This window comes from Streptomyces sp. AC1-42W, from assembly GCF_003248355.1.
Classification (GTDB): domain Bacteria; phylum Actinomycetota; class Actinomycetes; order Streptomycetales; family Streptomycetaceae; genus Streptomyces.
The window spans coordinates 3,272,224-3,287,770 of sequence record NZ_QKWY01000002.1 but is presented as its reverse complement, the minus strand read 5'-3'; the positions used below and the strand labels follow the sequence as shown (position 1 = coordinate 3,287,770).

General features: G+C 74.4%; 16 protein-coding genes and 1 tRNA gene. 9 read left to right on the top strand and 8 right to left on the bottom strand.

Annotated elements, in window-relative coordinates:
- Genes DNK56_RS32520 through DNK56_RS32495 form a run of 7 tightly spaced genes read left to right on the top strand, consistent with a single transcriptional unit; the run spans position 1 to position 6,278 of the window.
- Complete coding sequence (locus tag DNK56_RS32520) at positions 1-918, top strand: hypothetical protein (RefSeq protein WP_111339341.1); 918 nt, start codon at positions 1-3, stop codon at positions 916-918.
- Positions 915-1,586, top strand: coding sequence for a hypothetical protein (locus DNK56_RS32515; RefSeq protein WP_111339340.1), 672 nt, complete (start codon positions 915-917; stop codon positions 1,584-1,586). The genes DNK56_RS32520 and DNK56_RS32515 overlap by 4 nt, the downstream gene beginning before the upstream one ends.
- The gene (locus DNK56_RS32510; RefSeq protein WP_111339339.1) at positions 1,583-2,746 is read left to right on the top strand and encodes an acyl-CoA dehydrogenase family protein; all 1,164 of its coding nucleotides are present in this window, start codon (positions 1,583-1,585) and stop codon (positions 2,744-2,746) included. The genes DNK56_RS32515 and DNK56_RS32510 overlap by 4 nt, the downstream gene beginning before the upstream one ends.
- Positions 2,739-4,145 (top strand): MATE family efflux transporter, encoded by a 1,407-nt coding sequence (locus DNK56_RS32505; RefSeq protein WP_111339338.1) that lies wholly within the window; start codon positions 2,739-2,741, stop codon positions 4,143-4,145. Before DNK56_RS32510 ends, DNK56_RS32505 begins: the two co-directional genes overlap by 8 nt.
- Entirely contained in the window at positions 4,142-5,038 is an 897-nt protein-coding gene (locus tag DNK56_RS36340) for a hypothetical protein (protein WP_241990156.1), read from the top strand. Before DNK56_RS32505 ends, DNK56_RS36340 begins: the two co-directional genes overlap by 4 nt.
- Positions 4,975-5,589: a hypothetical protein gene (locus tag DNK56_RS36335; protein ID WP_241990155.1), complete on the top strand. Its 615-nt coding sequence runs from the start codon at positions 4,975-4,977 to the stop codon at positions 5,587-5,589. The genes DNK56_RS36340 and DNK56_RS36335 overlap by 64 nt, the downstream gene beginning before the upstream one ends.
- Positions 5,586-6,278: a 4'-phosphopantetheinyl transferase family protein gene (locus tag DNK56_RS32495; RefSeq protein WP_111339337.1), complete on the top strand. Its 693-nt coding sequence runs from the start codon at positions 5,586-5,588 to the stop codon at positions 6,276-6,278. The genes DNK56_RS36335 and DNK56_RS32495 overlap by 4 nt, the downstream gene beginning before the upstream one ends.
- Positions 6,279-6,446: 168 nt before the next feature.
- Here the strand turns inward: DNK56_RS32495 and DNK56_RS32490 are convergent.
- The 7 genes from DNK56_RS32490 to DNK56_RS32460 form a co-directional block, all read right to left on the bottom strand.
- Positions 6,447-6,520: transfer RNA gene (locus tag DNK56_RS32490), tRNA-Pro, on the bottom strand.
- 88 nt (positions 6,521-6,608) lie between these two features.
- The gene (locus tag DNK56_RS32485) at positions 6,609-7,196 is read right to left on the bottom strand and encodes a GAF domain-containing protein (RefSeq protein WP_111339336.1); all 588 of its coding nucleotides are present in this window, start codon (positions 7,194-7,196) and stop codon (positions 6,609-6,611) included.
- The gene (locus DNK56_RS32480) at positions 7,193-7,939 is read right to left on the bottom strand and encodes a GTP-binding protein (RefSeq protein WP_111339335.1); all 747 of its coding nucleotides are present in this window, start codon (positions 7,937-7,939) and stop codon (positions 7,193-7,195) included. The genes DNK56_RS32485 and DNK56_RS32480 overlap by 4 nt, the downstream gene beginning before the upstream one ends.
- Complete coding sequence (locus DNK56_RS32475) at positions 7,917-8,288, bottom strand: DUF742 domain-containing protein (RefSeq protein ID WP_111339334.1); 372 nt, start codon at positions 8,286-8,288, stop codon at positions 7,917-7,919. Before DNK56_RS32475 ends, DNK56_RS32480 begins: the two co-directional genes overlap by 23 nt.
- Positions 8,289-8,290: 2 nt before the next feature.
- The gene (locus DNK56_RS32470; RefSeq protein ID WP_111339333.1) at positions 8,291-8,725 is read right to left on the bottom strand and encodes a roadblock/LC7 domain-containing protein; all 435 of its coding nucleotides are present in this window, start codon (positions 8,723-8,725) and stop codon (positions 8,291-8,293) included.
- A gap of 7 nt (positions 8,726-8,732) precedes the next feature.
- Positions 8,733-10,691 (bottom strand): sensor histidine kinase, encoded by a 1,959-nt coding sequence (locus DNK56_RS32465; RefSeq protein WP_199563554.1) that lies wholly within the window; start codon positions 10,689-10,691, stop codon positions 8,733-8,735.
- Positions 10,692-10,926: 235 nt separating this feature from the next.
- Positions 10,927-12,189 carry an MBL fold metallo-hydrolase gene (locus tag DNK56_RS32460; protein ID WP_111339331.1) on the bottom strand — a complete coding sequence of 421 codons (1,263 nt, stop codon included), beginning with the start codon at positions 12,187-12,189 and terminating at the stop codon, positions 10,927-10,929.
- A 322-nt stretch (positions 12,190-12,511) separates the two neighbouring features.
- Here DNK56_RS32460 and DNK56_RS32455 point away from each other — a divergent pair, with 322 nt between their 5' ends.
- A complete protein-coding gene (locus tag DNK56_RS32455; RefSeq protein WP_111339330.1) occupies positions 12,512-13,720 on the top strand; it encodes a Glu/Leu/Phe/Val dehydrogenase dimerization domain-containing protein in 1,209 nt (402 codons plus the stop codon).
- A 92-nt stretch (positions 13,721-13,812) separates the two neighbouring features.
- The gene (locus DNK56_RS32450) at positions 13,813-14,403 is read left to right on the top strand and encodes a TetR/AcrR family transcriptional regulator (protein WP_111339329.1); all 591 of its coding nucleotides are present in this window, start codon (positions 13,813-13,815) and stop codon (positions 14,401-14,403) included.
- A 50-nt stretch (positions 14,404-14,453) separates the two neighbouring features.
- Here the strand turns inward: DNK56_RS32450 and DNK56_RS32445 are convergent, their stop codons facing one another.
- Positions 14,454-15,458, bottom strand: coding sequence for a DUF6745 domain-containing protein (locus tag DNK56_RS32445; RefSeq protein ID WP_111339328.1), 1,005 nt, complete (start codon positions 15,456-15,458; stop codon positions 14,454-14,456).
- Between the last annotated feature and the right edge of the window lie 89 nt (positions 15,459-15,547).

The window sequence follows — 15,547 nt, the reverse complement described above, 5'->3', positions numbered from 1 at the left end:
ATGTATCTGAGCGCCGCGGCCGCCCTGGCCGCACCTCCCGGACCGGGCCCGGTCCGGCTGCCCCTGCGGGTGCGCGGGATCACGGCCCGGCGCTTCGGCCCCGGCCGGCGATTCACCCGCGCGGGCCAGGTGCCCTGGCTGGAGCACTACTTCGCCGACCTCTCGGAGATCTACGGTGTGGGGCTGCGTCCCGGCTTCCTGGACTCCACCACACGCAACAGCTACGCGGAAATGGCGGCCGGGACGGTACTCGCGCTCGGCCCGTTCGACGGACCGGTCGATCTGCTGGCCACCGCGCACGCCGTCGAGGACTCCGACATGGAGCGTTCCCCCACCGGCTACGTCTGCGAGCTGCTTCCGGGCGACCCGCTGCCGGTCGGGGTGAGCGACCAGGGGTCGGCGGCGCCGTTCACGGCGCTGCGGCTGTCGAGTGCGTACGTGCGTCCCGGCGGTCTCGGCCGGGCGGTCCTGATCGCCCTCGACCAGTCCAGCAGGCCCTACCCCGCTCCCGTCCCACCTGAGCGGGAGGTGACCGCCGACTGCGCGGTCGGACTGTGGCTGGAGGCCGACGAGGAGGCGGACACCCGGCTGGCCCAGTGGACGGACGTCCCGCCGGAGTCGGTGGCCGAGCTGCTGGCCGGCGCCCTCGCCCCGGACCCGGCCCCCGATGTGCTTCTCGCCGGAGCCGGTGTGGAGCCCGCCCGTGACCTCCCCGGCCGGCCCGAGGGTCCCGGTCGGCTCGTCACCACCGGCCGGGGGCTGCCCTGCACCGGCGTGTGGGAGAACCTCGCCGGCCTGGAACCCGCCCCCGGCGGCGAGCCGCTGCGGGTGACCCTCGTCGAGTACGAACCGGCGCTCGGCCTGCTCTGCCTCTGTTCGGTGACCTTGTATCCGCGTGCGGAGGAGGCCGGCCGATGACCACCACCGGCGAACCCGGCGAAGGCGTCCGGCGCACCGCGCGCGACCGGGGCCTGGTGCCCGCGCTGACCGCGCTCCACGCCGAACTGGCACCGGGCATGCTCCCGCTGGGCCCGGCCGGCCACGTACTCCTGCCGGAGGCCGTCGCCGCCGATGCCCGCGGTGTACGGCGCGGTACGCGTACCGCCCCGCGCGACCGGGCCGCCGAGTCGGCGCCCCGTACCGTCCGGCTGCACGGCGACGTTCTCGTCGCGCTGCGCCATCCGCTGCCGCCGGGCCCCGAGAACACCGGCGACACCTGGGGGCTGGGCCTGGCGCGGCTGCGGCTCGGGCTGTCCGAGGCGCTGCTCGACACCTGCCTGGAGTACCTGTCCGCCCGGACCTCCGGCGGCAGTCCGCTGCTGATGCGGCAACTCGTCCAGGACAGCCTCTCCGAGGCACTGACCGACCACCTGGAAATGGACGGACTCCTCGGGCCGGGTGCCCGGTTGACCGCCGGGGAACTGTGCACGCTGCACCGTGCCGTGACCCGGACGGACCGGGTCCTGCTGCGGCTGCTGGGCGGCCACGGCTTCCGGGCCGACGGCCCCGGCCAGATCTCCCATGTCTCCGAACTGCTCGCGGACGTCTACGCCGCGGCCCCCGCCGCCACGGAGGAGTCCCCGTGACCCTGCTCGACGAACGGCTCCGCACCCTCCAGCACACCGCCCGGAAGTGGGCCGGGCAGCTCCGGCCCCTGGCACTCTCCCTGGAGGAGGACCCCGAGCGGGTCCGCGACCACCTGGACCTGCCCCTGTTCTCCTACCTCGCCCGCACCCCTGTCCCCCGCGCCTACCAGCCCGACCCGATCAGGGTGGACGGGCAGGCGTACTACGGCACGGGCGGGCTGGAGCGGGTGGTGTTCTGCGAGGAGATCGCCGCCGTGGACGCGGGCATGCTGCTGGCCGCACCGGGCCCTTCGCTCTCCGGCGTCCTGGTCGCCCTGCTCGGGGACGAGGAGCAGAAGTCCTGGTTCTACGGGCGGCTGATGGAACGCACGTCCTGGACCTTCCTCGCCCTCACCGAGCCGGAACGCGGCTCCGACGCGGCGATGCTCACCACCTCCCTCGCGCGGCGGGAGGCGGACGGCCCGTTCCTCCTCAACGGGGCCAAGCGCTTCATCGGCAACGCGGCGCGCAGCGACTTCGGCGTCGTCTTCGCCCGGACCCGGCCGGGCCCTCTCGGCGTGGTGGCGGCGCTCGTCGAGACGGAGCTGCCCGGCTTCGAGGCGGTGCCGTTCGAGACGGTCGGGCTGCGCGGCAACCAGATCTGCGAGGTCCGTCTGACCGATGTCGAGGTGCCCGCCGAACGAGTCCTCGGACGCCACCTCTCCCCCACCCGGCGCGGACTGATGGGTGCTGTCCAGGGATTCAACCGGCTGCGCCCGGGGGTCGCCGCCCTGGCCCTGGGCATCGCCAGAGGCGCCTACGAGTACGTCGTGGCCAACCGCCGTGTGCTGCGGGCGGAGGAGAAGGCGGGGCTGGAGCGGATGGCGCTGCGGATCGAGGGGGTGCGGCGGCTGGTGTACCGGGCGGGCGCTGCCGTGGACCGGGACGATCCGGGGCTGGGCGCGCTGGCGTCGGCGGCCAAGGCGCGGGCCGCCCAACTGGCCGAGGAGGTCACCCTGGAGGCTCTGGAGTACTTCGGTCCCGGCGTCCGGCTGGACCATCCGCTGCTCGACAAGTTCGCCCGGGACGCGCGCGGGGTGGAGTTCATGGAAGGCACCCGCAACATCCAGCGGCTGAACGTGTTCCAGGGGCTGTCCCAGGGGAAGATCGACCGTGGCTGACTCCCGCGAGGCCGCCCGGAGCCCGGCCCGGTCCGTGCTGCGGATCGCCGTGCCGATGCTGCCGGCCGACCTTGTCGCCGTCCTCGTGCCTCTGGCCGTGCTCGCCCTCATGGGGCGGATCGGCGGGGAGGCGCACTACGTGCGGGCGCTGTTCATGCCGGTGCAGTTCCTCTTTCTCGCCCTCACGGCGGGGATCGGCGCGTCCAACCAGGTGGCCGCCGCCGTCGCGCACGGGGCCGGCGACCTGCGCGCGGCCGGGGCGGCGCTGCGGGCCGACGCCCGGATCGCGGCGGTGGGCGGTGCCGGTTTCGCTGTGCTGCTGATCCTCCTGGCACCGCTGCTGGGCGACCTCATGGGGGTCTCCGACGCCGCACGGGGGGAGTTCACGGCTTTCCTGCGGGCCATCGGCCCGGCCTCGGCCCTGCTGCTGGGCCCGGCGTTGACGGCGGCCACTCTGCGGGGCTGCGGGCTCGCCCGGCAGGCAGCGGCGGTGACCCTGCTGGCGGCGCTGACAGAAGTCGGCGGGGTCGCCCTGCTCGGGCTGGGTGCCGGGCTCGGCATCGACGCGGTGGCCCCGGCCGTCGCCCTGTCCGGACTGGCCGGCACAGCACTGGGCTGGGTGCTGCTGCGGCGGGCCGGACTGCTGGCTCGGGCGGCGGGTCGGGCCTGGCCTGTTCCCGTGCGGGCCGCCGTGCGGCGGCTGGCCGCGGTCGGGGTCCCGGTGGGCGCCTCCTATCTGGTGATCTGCGCCGCCAATCTGGTCCTGATGCGTGTCCTGGCCCCGTTCGGCCCGTCGGTGCAGTCGGGTTACGCCAACGCGGCGACCGTCCAGACCCTGCTGATCGTTCCGGGGCTGGTACTCGGTACGGCCGTCGCCATCGTGCTGAACGGCCACCGGGGCGCGGGCCGGAGCCGGCTGCTGAGCCCCACGCTCCATGCCGGTCTGCGGATCACGGCCGGGACGTACACGGTTCTCGCGGTGGCCTCGTACACCGGGCGGGAGCTGCTGGCCGGGTTCCTGTCCGAGGACGCGCAGATCGCCGCCGAGACCACCCGCTACCTCCAGACGGTGGGGCTCAGCTATCTGCTGATGGGTCTCGTACTGGCGGCCCTTACGGTGCTGGAGCAGGTCGGTGGCGGACCCGCGGCGCTCGCCATGAACGCCGTGTACTTCGTGGGCGCGGTGTCCATCGGCAGCCGGCTGGCCGCCTCGTCCGGCCCGGAAGCGCTGTACCGCACCATCGCCGCGTTCAACGGGCTCGGTGTGGTGGCGGTGGCGGTGTCCGTCTGGTTCGTCCGCCGGCTCGCCGCTCACGAGGGCTCCGGCTCCTCCGGGACAGATCCGGGCGCCGAATCCTCCGAACCCCCGCGAAACATCACCCAAGGGGACATGAGATGAATCACCCGATACCACCCTCCCTGAGAACTCCGACACCGGACGCCACGCGGCACCTGATCGCCTTCCGCGGCAGTCGTGCCGCCACCGGCCCCGCGACCTGGGGGCAGCGGCACATCTGGCGGGACATCGTGGCCATGCTGCCCGACACCGCGTTCTTCAACATCGCCCAGGTGGTCTTCGTTCCGGCGGGCATCGGCCTCCAGGACGTACTGGACGAGCTGGCCGTGCTGATGAGCCGCCATGAATCCCTGCGTACCCTGGCCGCGCCGGGGGCGGACGGTTCGCTGGGCCAAAGGGTCCTCGCCGAGGGGGTGTTCGAGGTCGATGTCCTCGAACTGAACGGCGCCGAGCACGGCGAGGAACTCCACGAGCACTTCGCCGGTGCGGCACGTCGGCTGGAGGCCAGAGGCTTCGACAACACCGCCGAGGTGCCCTTCCGGGCCCTGGCCGGCGTCCTGGACGGGGCGCCGCAGGCCGTGGTCCTCTGCCTCTCCCACTTCGCCGCGGACCTGGCCGGCGTACGGCTGCTGGCCGGGGAGCTGGAGTCGTTGCTGGGGGCACGGGCCGCAAGCGCCACCGCACCGCCCGCCCGGCCCGCACGGCAGCCCCTGGAACAGGCGGAGTTCGAGACCTCTCCGGACGGCGCCCTGGCCGAGAAGAAAGCACTCCGCCACTGGAGCACCCAGCTGGACCGCGCCCCCGCCGACAACTTCCCCCGGCCGCCCGGTGAGCCGGCCGCCCCCGGTTCTGGCGAGGCGAACTGGTCTCACGGGCTGTGCCGGAGGCGCTACGGGCAGCCGCCGAGCGGCACCGCTCAACCGTCCCGAACGTGTTGCTGGCCGCCACGGCGGCCCTGCTGGCCCGGAGCGAGGGCCTGGAGGCCTGCGGATTGAAGCTGGTGACCGCGAACCGCTTCCGCCCCGAACTCCACCACGCCGTAGGCAACCTGGCCCAGGAGGTGTTCGTCGCGGTCGACGTGTCGGGGGAGTCCTTCGCAGACGTCCTGCGGAGCGTCTGGAGCGCCACCCTCGGTGCGCACCGCAACGGTCAGTTCCGCCCCGAGCGGGCCCTGGCGCTGGCCGAGGAAGCCGGGGTGGCGGTGGACTGCCTGGTCAACGACCTGTGGTCGACGACCTGGGCGGCCCCCGAGAGCCCGGCCCCGTCGCCCGGCGGGCTCGCCCGGTTGGCGAACGAGTCGGCGTTCCGCTGGGCGGACCGGCTGGAGCAGGACGAAGTGGCCTTCTTCCTGGAGACGTTCGCGGTCTTCGAGGACCCCGGACTCATCCGGCTCACTCTGCTCGGCGACACCACTCGGATGCCGCCCGCCCGGATCGAGGGGTTCCTGTACGGCCTGGAGCGGGTGTTGCTGGCCCTCGCCGGCGGAGATCTGGCCGCGGCCGACTTCCCGTCCGCGGCCGGACCGGACGCCGCGGTTCCCCGGTGAGCGGAACCGTGGACGTGGTCGAGGTCCACCGTTTCCGGCTCGACCTCTCCCCGCCCGAGGTGGAGTCGCTGGCCGGACTCCTCGACGTACGTGAGCGGGCCCGGCTGGAGATGCTGCGCTCGGCGGAGCACCGGCGCCGTTTCACCGTCGCGCACGCCCGCACCCGGCTGGTGCTCGCGGACCGGCTCGGTGTCCCCTCCTCACGGGTCCGGTTCCGCTTCGGTCCGTACGGCAAGCCCGGCCTGGACGGCGACGCGCAGACCCGGCGGTGCCAGTTCAGCCTCACCCACTCCGGGGATCTGGCGGTACTGGCACTCTGCCACGACCGGCGGGTCGGCGTGGACGTCGAGCACGTCGATCGGTCCCGGGACCCGGACCGGTTCGCCGCCCGCTGGTTCCCCGCGCACGAGAGCGCCTGGGTGTCCGGGGCGGCGGCCCCGGACCGGCTGCGCGCATTCCTGCGCCTGTGGACCCGCAAGGAGGCATGTGTGAAGGCCACCGGGGGCCGGCTCGTCCAGGGCCTCGCCCTCCCGGTGGGCACGGCCCCCTGCCCGCGGACGGTCGACGGCCCGCCCGGATTCCTGGGACCCTGGACCGTCACGGATCTCCCGGAGGGCCGCGCCCACGTGGGCGCGGTCGCGCTGGAGGGCACGCGCCCCTTCCGGGTCATGGAGCGGTCCGCCGGCTGAACGGCGTACCGGGGTCCCGGAAGCGGCGATACGCCGACCGGGCACCCTCGGTGACGGATCGACCACGGCGCCCGCCTGATCACCGGAACACCCCACACTCCCCGAAGACAGTCAAGGGCCGGTTCCGGATTTCTCCGGAACCGGCCCTCTTATAACGACTGTCACCAGTCGGGACGACAGGATTTGAACCTGCGACCCCTTGACCCCCAGTCAAGTGCGCTACCAAGCTGCGCCACGTCCCGATGCCCGTCTGACCTGGGGTTTCCCCCTGGCTGAACGCGCATGAGAACAATACCGCACTTCACCGGGTGGTCACGAACGCGTTCCCGGTCAGAGGCCCAGGGCGTCGTCCTCCCGGCCGCGCAGCTGCCCGGCGAGTTCCCGCGCCAGGGCCTTGATCGTGTCCAGGCCCGCTCTCCCCCAGGGCCGGGGCACGGTGTCCACGGCGCAGACCGCGCCCAGCGCGATCCCGGTGCGGTCGATGAGCGGCGCCCCCAGATAGGAGCGGATGCCTATGTCGTCCACGACCGGGTTGCCGGCGAACCGGGGGTAGTCGCAGACGTCGTCCAGCACCAGCGCCTTGCGCCGCGCCACCACATGCGGGCAGTAGCCGTGGTCGAGCGCCACATAGCGGCCGCTGCGGCCGCTGCCGGCCGCCGTGGCTCCCAGGTCGGCGCCCCTGCGGGTGCCGGCGGGGGTGTGCAGCCCGGCGTAGAACTGCCGGTTGCCGTCGATGAAATTGACCATCGAGAACGGCACGCCCGTGACTTCGGCCACCCGGTCGGCGAAGGCGTCGAAGTCGTCGAACGAGGCGTCGTCCCGCTCCCCCAGGCCGAGGCTGCGCAGCCGCCGGGAGCGCGCGGGCGCGTCGCCGTCCACGGGCGTCAGGAGCAGCCGTCCGGCGGTATGCGGAATCACGACCGGGCCCCGAACCCGGCGTGGCCGGACATCGGAACCGGGTCGTCGGTGGCGTTGATCAGGTGCTGGACCAGCGTCACCAGCGTGCCGGTGCCGGAGCTGGCGATCCGGGCGTCGCACAGGACCACCGGCACCTCGGGAGAGAGGTCGAGGGCGGCGCGCACCTCCTCCGGGCCGTAGCGGTAGGCGCCGTCGAACTCGTTGACCGCGACGACGAACCCGATGCCGCGCCGCTCGAAGAAGTCGACGGCCGCGAAGCACTCCTCCAGCCTGCGCGTGTCCGCGATCACCACCGCTCCCAGCGCGCCCTGCGACAGCTCGTCCCACATGAACCAGAAGCGTTCCTGGCCCGGTGTGCCGAACAGGTAGAGCACGTGCTGGTCGTCCAGCGTGATGCGGCCGAAGTCCATCGCCACCGTGGTGGAGGTCTTCGCCTCGACGCCCTCCAGGCTGTCGGTGGCGGCGCTCGCCTGGGTCAGCAGCTCCTCCGTGCTCAGCGGCGCGATCTCGCTGACGGCCCCGACGAACGTGGTCTTGCCCACGCCGAATCCGCCCGCCACCAGCACCTTGAGCGCGACGGGGAAGCCCTCGGCGGCGGCGGGCGCCGCCGTGTACGCGGCAGTGGCGGTCTCCTGCCCGTACCCGCCGCCGGAACCGTGGTCCGCGAAGCCGTAGCCGTAGCCGTAGCCGCGGCCGGAGCCGTCCGGGTGGCCGTAGCCGTCAGAGCGTTCGTCGTAAGCCATCGAGCACTGCCTCCAGCAGATGTCGGTCGGTGGGCGTGTCTTGGAAGGCGGGTGCGTGGGCGGTGACGGCGCCGCAGTCGACCAGGTCGGACAGGAGCACCTTGGTCACGGCTGCGGGCAGCCCCAGATGTGCGGCGATCTCGGCCACCGACGTGGGGCCCTCGCACAGCTCCAGCGCCACCGAGTGCTCGGGGCCGAGGTGGCTCTGCGGTACGGACCCGGTGGCCATCACCAGGGAGAGCAGGTCGAGCACGGCCGTGGGACGGGTGCGGCCGTTGCTCACCGTGTAGGGGCGGATGAGGCGGCCCGCCGCGTCGTCGAGCAGCGGCCCGTCCTGGGTGACCGCCATGCTCACAGTCCCGCGGCGCCCGGCACTCCGGCCGCCTGTCTCACCGGGGTCATGAGATACGGCCGTACGCTCTTGACCAGCATGGTCATCTCGTAGCCGAGGACCGCGGCGTCGGCGTTGCGGCCGGCGAGCACCGCCAGGCACGTCCCGGAACCGGCGGTGGCGACGAACAGGAGCGTCGAGTCGAGCTCGACGACCACCTGGCGGACCTCCCCGTTGTCGCCGAACCGCGCTCCCGCGCTGCGGCCCAGCGAGTAGAGGCCGGCCGCCAGCGCCGCCATGTGGTCGGCGCTGTCGGCGTCCATGCCGTGGAGGGACTTCACCAGTCCGTCGGCGGAGAGCAGCACGGCGCTGCGGGTGTACGGCACGCGCTGTACCAGGCCGCTCAGCAGCCAGTCGAGGTCCGAGACCTGACCGGACGGCATATCGGTCGCCATGGTGCATCTACTCCTTGATGGGGTGGGCTGCGAGTGGGTCGTGGTGGCCGGGGTACGCCGGCGCCCCGGCGCCGTGCGGTGGCACCGGAGCGGGCGCCCCCCGGACGGGCAGCGGCCGGGGCGGCGCCCCGAGCTGCGCGGCGGTGGTGGTGCTGGTGGCCCCGGCGGGCGCCTCCGGCGCGGTGCCGGGTTCGGCCTCGGACTCGGCGCGGGCCTCGGCGAGGTCGATGCCGCGCCGGAAGGCGGCGACGAGCCCGGGGTCGTGCAGGACGGGTTCGTCGGCGGAGCGGGGGGCGGGGGCCTCCCTGAGCTGCGGGACGAGGTGCTCCTGGTGGGCGCGCCTGGGCAGCAGCGGCCGGTCGGCGGCGGGCTGCGGGGCGGCGCCCTCCGCTGCCGGGGGCGGACCCTGCGCGTCGTCGGCCGGCCGGTCCACGCGCTCGGCGCGCAGCGGCAGGGGCGGGGCCCCGTCCGGGTGGCCGGGCTGTGGCGGGGCCCGGTGCGGGCGGGGCTGCTGGCTCGGGACGTAGGGCCGACGCTCCGGCTCGGGGGCGGGCGCCGGGACCGGAGCGTGCGCCGGGACCCGGGCGGGCTCGGGGGTGTGCGGGGCGGGGGCGGGCGCGGTCGGGGCGGGGGCCGGCGGGTGCGGGGCCGGGCCGTCCTCCAGGGGCGGCGGGCGGTGCACGGGGCCGGGCGGCGGGACCGGGGTCTCGCCGGTCCGCTCGGCGGTGTCCTCGTCGGCGCCGAGCAGGGTCTGCGGCAGGACCAGGACCGCCTGGGTGCCGCCGTAGATGTTGCTCTGCAGGCGTACCGCGATGCCGTGGCGCCGGGCCAGCGAGGCGACGACGAAGAGGCCGATGCGGCCGTCCTGCAGGAGCCGGGCGACGTTGACCTGGTCGGGGTCGGTGAGCAGGGCGTTCATCCGCTTCTGCTCCTCGCCGGGCATGCCGAGGCCGCGGTCCTCCACCTCCAGGGCGAGGCCGGCGGTGACGTGCTGGGCGCGCAGCAGGACCTGGGTGTGCGGGGCGGAGAACACCGTGGCGTTCTCGACGAGTTCGGCCAGGAGGTGGATGACGTCGGCCACGGCGTGGCCGCGCAGGGTGCCGTCGATCGGCGGGACGAGCCTGACCCTGGGGTACTGCTCGACCTCGGCGATGGCCGAGCGCAGCACCTCCGTCATGGTGACCGGGTTGCTCCACTGCCGGCGGGAGACGGCGCCGCCCAGGACGGCGAGGTTCTCGGCGTGCCGGCGGATGCGGGTGGCCAGGTGGTCGACGTGGAAGAGGCCCTTGAGCAGGTCCGGGTCCTCGACCTCGTGCTCCAGCTCGTCCAGCAGCTGGATCTCGCGGTGCACGAGCGACTGGAGGCGGCGGGCGAGATTGACGAAGACCTCGACCTTCTGGTCCTCGCCGCTGGGCTCGGAGAGCCGGGACGCCTCGACGACGGCGGCCACGGCCCCTTCCTGCTGGCGGGCCATCTCCTGGGCGAGCAGTTCGAAGGGGTCGCCGCCGGGCGGCGGGTTCTGCGGGGCGCGCCGGGCCGGTACGGGCTCGCCGTTGCGCAGTTGCTCCACCGCGCGCTGGAGTTCCGCCTGGCTCTGCACGCTGGTGCGGCGCAGTGTGAGGCAGCGGCCGAGGACCGTGGTGGCGGCCCGGTTGGCGGCCAGGAAGGCGGCTCCGATCGCGCCGAGGGCGAGTGCTCCCGCGGCGCCCAGCGCGGCCCACAGTTCGGTGGACGGGCGGGCGTGGCCCGCGCGGGCGGTGAAGATGACGGCCGCGGCGCCGGCGAGGGCGACCGCGAGGGCCGGGAGCACGGCGGTGCGCAGGAGTTGAGGGCGTATGCGCGCCTCGGGGGCCGGGCGGGTGGCGCGCGGTCCGGCCGCGGCCGAGTGGGAACGGGCACCCGGTCGGCCGTGCCGCCCGCCCTCTCGTCGTTCCGGTCGCGCGTCGGGTGCGCGAAGTTGAGACATCAGCGTCCTCGGTACGTGGGGCCCCAGGCATCTGCGTTCCAGTGGTGGCGCCTACGGTGTTCGGGCATTTCGGGTCATCGGCCGGGCGGGCCCGGAGAAATATGAGCCCACCGTTGATCACCGGGCACACACGGTAGTCGGCAGAAGTGCGGGCGTGCGGGCCAGTTGTGGAACTTGCCCGCCATCCGTCCCGCTCTGGTATGAGCGCTCGTACGCGAGAACGATTCCCCGGGTCTCAGATCTGGGGTGCCCGGTCCCGGCCGGGCCCCGGGGCGACGCTTTCGGCCGGTTCGGGGAGCTGTACGTGGACCGGGGGCCAGTTGCCCCAGCCGGGCGCCGGTTCGGCGGCGACGGCACGCCACCACGGCTCGACGGGCGGCGGGTCCGCGGGCTCGAAGGGGCGGCCGGGGCGCGGCGCGACCATCGTGACGCCCACGGACTCGGTGGCGCGCATCGACCACTCGGCGGGCTCGGCCCAGGGGTGCAGCGCCAGGTTGAACGTCCCCCAGTGGATCGGCAGCATGACACCGGCGGCCGGGTCGCCGCCCTGGAGGTCGAGGTGGGCGCGCACGCCCTCGTCGGGGCTCATGTGGATGTCGGGCCAGGCGCCCGGTTCCGGCAGGCTGTCCGTGGAGTCCTTGGACCAGAACTGGCTGTACGCGCCGATCTGGATCATGGTGGCGTCGAAGGGCCCGTGCTCGGCGCCGATGGTCCGGAAGCCGGGGAAGTAGCCGGTGTCGCCGCTGTGGTAGATCCGGTGCTCGGGTCCGGCGACGGCCCAGGACGCCCAGAGGGTGTGCTGCCGGTTGCGCAGGCCCCGCCCGCAGAAGTGGCGGGCCGGGGTGGCGGTGAGGGCGATCCCGCCGACGGTGGCGGTCTCGTTCCAGTCGAGTTCGCGCAGCCGGTCGGGCGCGACGCCCCAGCTCTCCAGGTGGGCGCCGACACCGAGCGGGACGGCGAAGACCGTGTCGGTACGGGCCAGGGCGCGGATCGTCGGCAGGTCCAGGTGGTCGTAGTGGTCGTGCGAGATGACGACGACGTCGACCGGGCCGAGGGCGGCGAGCGGCGCGGGCGCCGGGTGCAGGCGGCGCGGGCCGGCGAAGGCGAAGGGGGAGCAGCGGTCGCCCCAGACCGGGTCGAACAGCACGCGCCGGCCGTCGATCTCCGCCAGGACGCTGGAGTGGCCCATCCAGGTGATCCGGAGCCCGGAGGCGGGCGGCCGGGCGAGGTCGGCCACGGTCGTCGGGTGCACGGGCACGGGGGCGGCGGGGGCCCTGAGCACCCGCTCCTCCTTGCGGAAGTAGACCCGGGCGAACTCCAGGGTGGAGCCGGTGGGCCTGATGCGCGCGCCCACGGGGTTGCGGAAGACACCGTCGGCGAAGTTGGGGGACCGGCGGATGCGCTCCATCCGGGCGCCGTCCGGGTCGGCCCCGAAGGCGGCGGGGCGCAGCGCGCGCAGCCGGGTGCGCAGCGGGAGCGGGTGGTCGGCGCCGGTCACGGGGTCTCCAGGGGAGTCGGGTGTCGTCTCAATTATGGGCAGCGGGCACTCCGGTGCGAGAGCGGTGCACCCATGCGGAGGCGTCCCGCCGGCCGCCCTTCCAACGAATGGCGCGGCCGCGGCATTCCGCCGGGGCGGGCCGGGTCCGGCCGCTCCCCCCGCGCCGCGGCCGGGCGGCGGCGCGTTCCGGCCAGGGGGCGGCGGGGCGGCGGGCGCCGCGTTGACAGGGGGTGCCCCGCCTCCCGATACTGACCAGCGGTTCAGTACCGGGTTCCGGCGTCCGCCGGGACCGTCCGCCGACCGTGGCCGAGGAGCACTCCCGATGACGACGCCTCCGGTGTCCCCGCCCGCCCCGCTCATCTCGCTGACCTGGACCGATCACGCGACCGGCTGCCGGGGGCACCTCGTCGTGGACCGGCTGGTGCGCGGGGTGTCGAGCGGCGGGCTGCGGATGCGGCCGGGCTGCACGCTGGAGGAGGTGGCCGGCCTCGCGCGGGGCATGACGATGAAGGAGGCCCTGCACTTCGACGCGGACCGGCCCGGCGCCCGCTACATACCGCTCGGCGGTGCCAAGGGCGGCATCGACTGCGACCCGCGCGACCCGGCGGCGTACGGCGTGCTGGTGCGCTATCTGCGGGCGATGCGCCCCTACATCGAGAACGTCTGGACGACGGGCGAGGATCTGGGGCTCTCCCAGGACCTGGTGGACCGGGCGGCGGCGGAGGCCGGGCTCGTCTCGACCGTGCAGGCCGTCTATCCGCTGCTGGAGGACGAGGCGACGGCCCGCCGCAGACTCGCGGACGCCTTCGCCCTGGAGGTGGACGGCATCGGCCTGGACGAGCTGGTGGGCGGCTGCGGGGTCGCCGAGGCGGTGCTCGCCGCGCTGGACCGGGACGGCGTCGCCCACGAGGGCGCGCGGGTGGCGCTCCAGGGCCTGGGGACGATGGGCGGGGCCACCGCCCGCTTCCTGTCCCGTGCCGGGCTCCGGGTGGTCGCCGTCGCCGACATCAAGGGCACGATCGCGAACCCGGCCGGGCTCGACGTGGAGGCGCTGCTCGCCGCGCGGGACGCGCACGGCACGGTGGACCGGGGCGTGCTGCGCGCCGGCGACCGGGAGCTGCCGGGCGACGCCTGGCTCGCGCAGGACGCGGAGGTGCTGGTGCCGGCCGCCGTGTCGTACGCCGTGGACGCGTCGAACCAGGCCGGGATCACGGCCCGCTGGGTCGTCGAGGCCGCCAATATGCCGGTGCTGCCGGAGGCCGAGGCCCTGCTCGCGGCGCGCGGGATCACCGTGCTGCCCGATGTGGTGGCCAACTCCGGGACCAACGCCTGGTGGTGGTGGACGCTCTTCGGTGACATCGGGGCCGACGCGGACGAGGCGTTCACCCACACCCGGCGCGCGATGCGGAACCTGGTCGGGCTGGTGCTGGCCCGTGCGGCGGCGGACGGTTGCACACCGCGTGCGGCGGCACACGCCGTGGCCGCCGACCGGCTGCCGGTGATGGCCGAGCGCTTCGGCTGGTACCGCTGACACCGCCAACCCGCCTGCGGCTCGCGGCTCCTGGCGCGGGAATGCGGGAGGTCATTGGTTAGGGTGACGCCGTGGCAAGAGTGCGGTTGGGTGTGGCGGAGCGGCGCGAGGAGTTGCTGCGGGCCGCCGTCGAACAGATCGAGGTGCGCGGGGTCGCGGCCGTGCGGATCGCCGACGTGGCCTCCGTGCTGGGTGTCAGCAACGCGCTCGTGCTCTATCACTTCTCCACCAAGGAGAAGCTGGTCGCGGCCGCCTTCGCCCATGCCGCCGAAATCGATCTCGCCCATCTGCGCAAGCTGTTGGGCCGCCGCACCACCGCCGTGCGCCGGCTGCGCGCGGCCGTCCGCTGGTACGCGCCCACCGGCCAGGCCAAGGGCTGGCGGCTGTGGATCGAGGGCTGGGCCGCCTCCCTGCGCGATCCGGCGCTGCGCAATGTGGCCGGCGATCTCGACCAGCAGTGGAAGGCGGAGCTGGCCGAGGTCATCGAGGAGGGCGCGGCGGCGGGCGAGTTCCACTGCGACGACCCGATGTCCGTGGCCTGGCGGCTGACCGCCCTGCTGGACGGGCTCGCGGTGCAGATGACCTCGTACAACGGGCCGCTCTCGCGCGCGACCATGCTGGAGTGGACCGAGCAGGCGCTCGCCCGCGAGCTCGGCATCGACCACGAGGCCCTGACGGCCTGACACCCGCCCCTCCCCCGTCTCCTTCCTCTTCCTCCGGTGTTCCGGCCCGGTCAGGTCTGCTGGAGCGGCGCGTAGGCGTCGCCGCTGAGGCCGAAGGTCCAGGCGACGCCCTCCTTCGCCGTCCTGGTCCGGGGCGGTACCCGCAGCCAGTACGTGCGGTGGGTGCCGTCCGGTTCGGGCGTGGAGTTGACCACCTCGACCATGACGACGTCCTCGTCCCCGGCGAGGGCGATCCGCCAGAGGATGCCCGTCTCGTCGCGGTGGACCGGTTCGGCACCGGACTCCGTGAGGTAGCGGTCGTAGCCGTAGTACTCCAGCATCACGCGGCGCAGTTCGGCGTTCTCCTCGGAGCGGATGCGCTTCGGGGTCAGCGCGGCCAGCTCGTTCAGGAACTCCACCGGCACGGGCATGCCGCGCCAGGCGTACAGCGCGAAGCCGTCCGGGTAGCTGAGGGCCGGTCCGTCGCCCCGGTCGAGCCGGCCCGCCTCGTCGCGGTGCAGGGCGTCCGGGCGTTCGCAGATCACCGCGACCCGCTCGTAGGGCCACCACCAGCCGGCGTTGCGCGCCACCGCCGCCAGTCCGTCGAGCCGGTCGCCCCGGCCGTCGAAGGCGGCGAGCCATGCCGCGTCGTGCTGACCCAGGACCGCGTCGAGCAGGACCAGGCGCACCTTCGACTCGGCCTCGGTGTCCTCCCCGGCGAGGTCGGCCACCACGCCGGCCCGTATCCGCTCGGCCAGGCCCGCCGTGGTCTCCCAGAGCTGGGCCCCGGTGGCCGACCAGTGGGCGGACCAGCCGGCCGGGCCCAGCGCGTCGTACACCCGGCGCCGCTCCTCCGCCCAGGGGCGGGTGCGCACGTCGTCGCGGACGGACCGGCCCGCGTCGGTCAGCTTCGCCACGGCCTCCACGGCCGCCCTCGGCGAGCCGGCCCAGACGATCTCCCGGGGCTCGGGCAGCCCCGCGCTGCGGTAGGCGAGCCGCATCCCCTCCTCGGCGGCCGCCCGGTCCGCCGTGCCGGTCGCCGCCGCCACGGCCCGCCAAGAGTCCACGTACTGCATCGGTTTCCCCGTCCCCATGTTCCGCGTGTTCCGCTTCGTACCCGGCCCGGTCCTCCCGGTGCCGGCCTTCAGGTCCTGCCGCTGGGCCC

Excerpts from the sequence above, each read along its gene's own strand:
- DNK56_RS32520 (WP_111339341.1), top strand. The coding sequence starts at position 1 with ATGTATCTGAGCGCCGCGGCCGCCCTGGCCGCACCTCCCGGACCGGGC.
- DNK56_RS32515 (WP_111339340.1), top strand. The coding sequence starts at position 915 with ATGACCACCACCGGCGAACCCGGCGAAGGCGTCCGGCGCACCGCGCGC.
- DNK56_RS36340 (WP_241990156.1), top strand. The coding sequence starts at position 4,142 with ATGAATCACCCGATACCACCCTCCCTGAGAACTCCGACACCGGACGCC.
- DNK56_RS32480 (WP_111339335.1), bottom strand. The coding sequence starts at position 7,939 with ATGGCTTACGACGAACGCTCTGACGGCTACGGCCACCCGGACGGCTCC.
- DNK56_RS32475 (WP_111339334.1), bottom strand. The coding sequence starts at position 8,288 with ATGGCGGTCACCCAGGACGGGCCGCTGCTCGACGACGCGGCGGGCCGC.
- DNK56_RS32470 (WP_111339333.1), bottom strand. The coding sequence starts at position 8,725 with ATGGCGACCGATATGCCGTCCGGTCAGGTCTCGGACCTCGACTGGCTG.
- DNK56_RS32465 (WP_199563554.1), bottom strand. The coding sequence starts at position 10,691 with ATGTCTCAACTTCGCGCACCCGACGCGCGACCGGAACGACGAGAGGGC.
- DNK56_RS32455 (WP_111339330.1), top strand. The coding sequence starts at position 12,512 with ATGACGACGCCTCCGGTGTCCCCGCCCGCCCCGCTCATCTCGCTGACC.
- DNK56_RS32445 (WP_111339328.1), bottom strand. The coding sequence starts at position 15,458 with ATGCAGTACGTGGACTCTTGGCGGGCCGTGGCGGCGGCGACCGGCACG.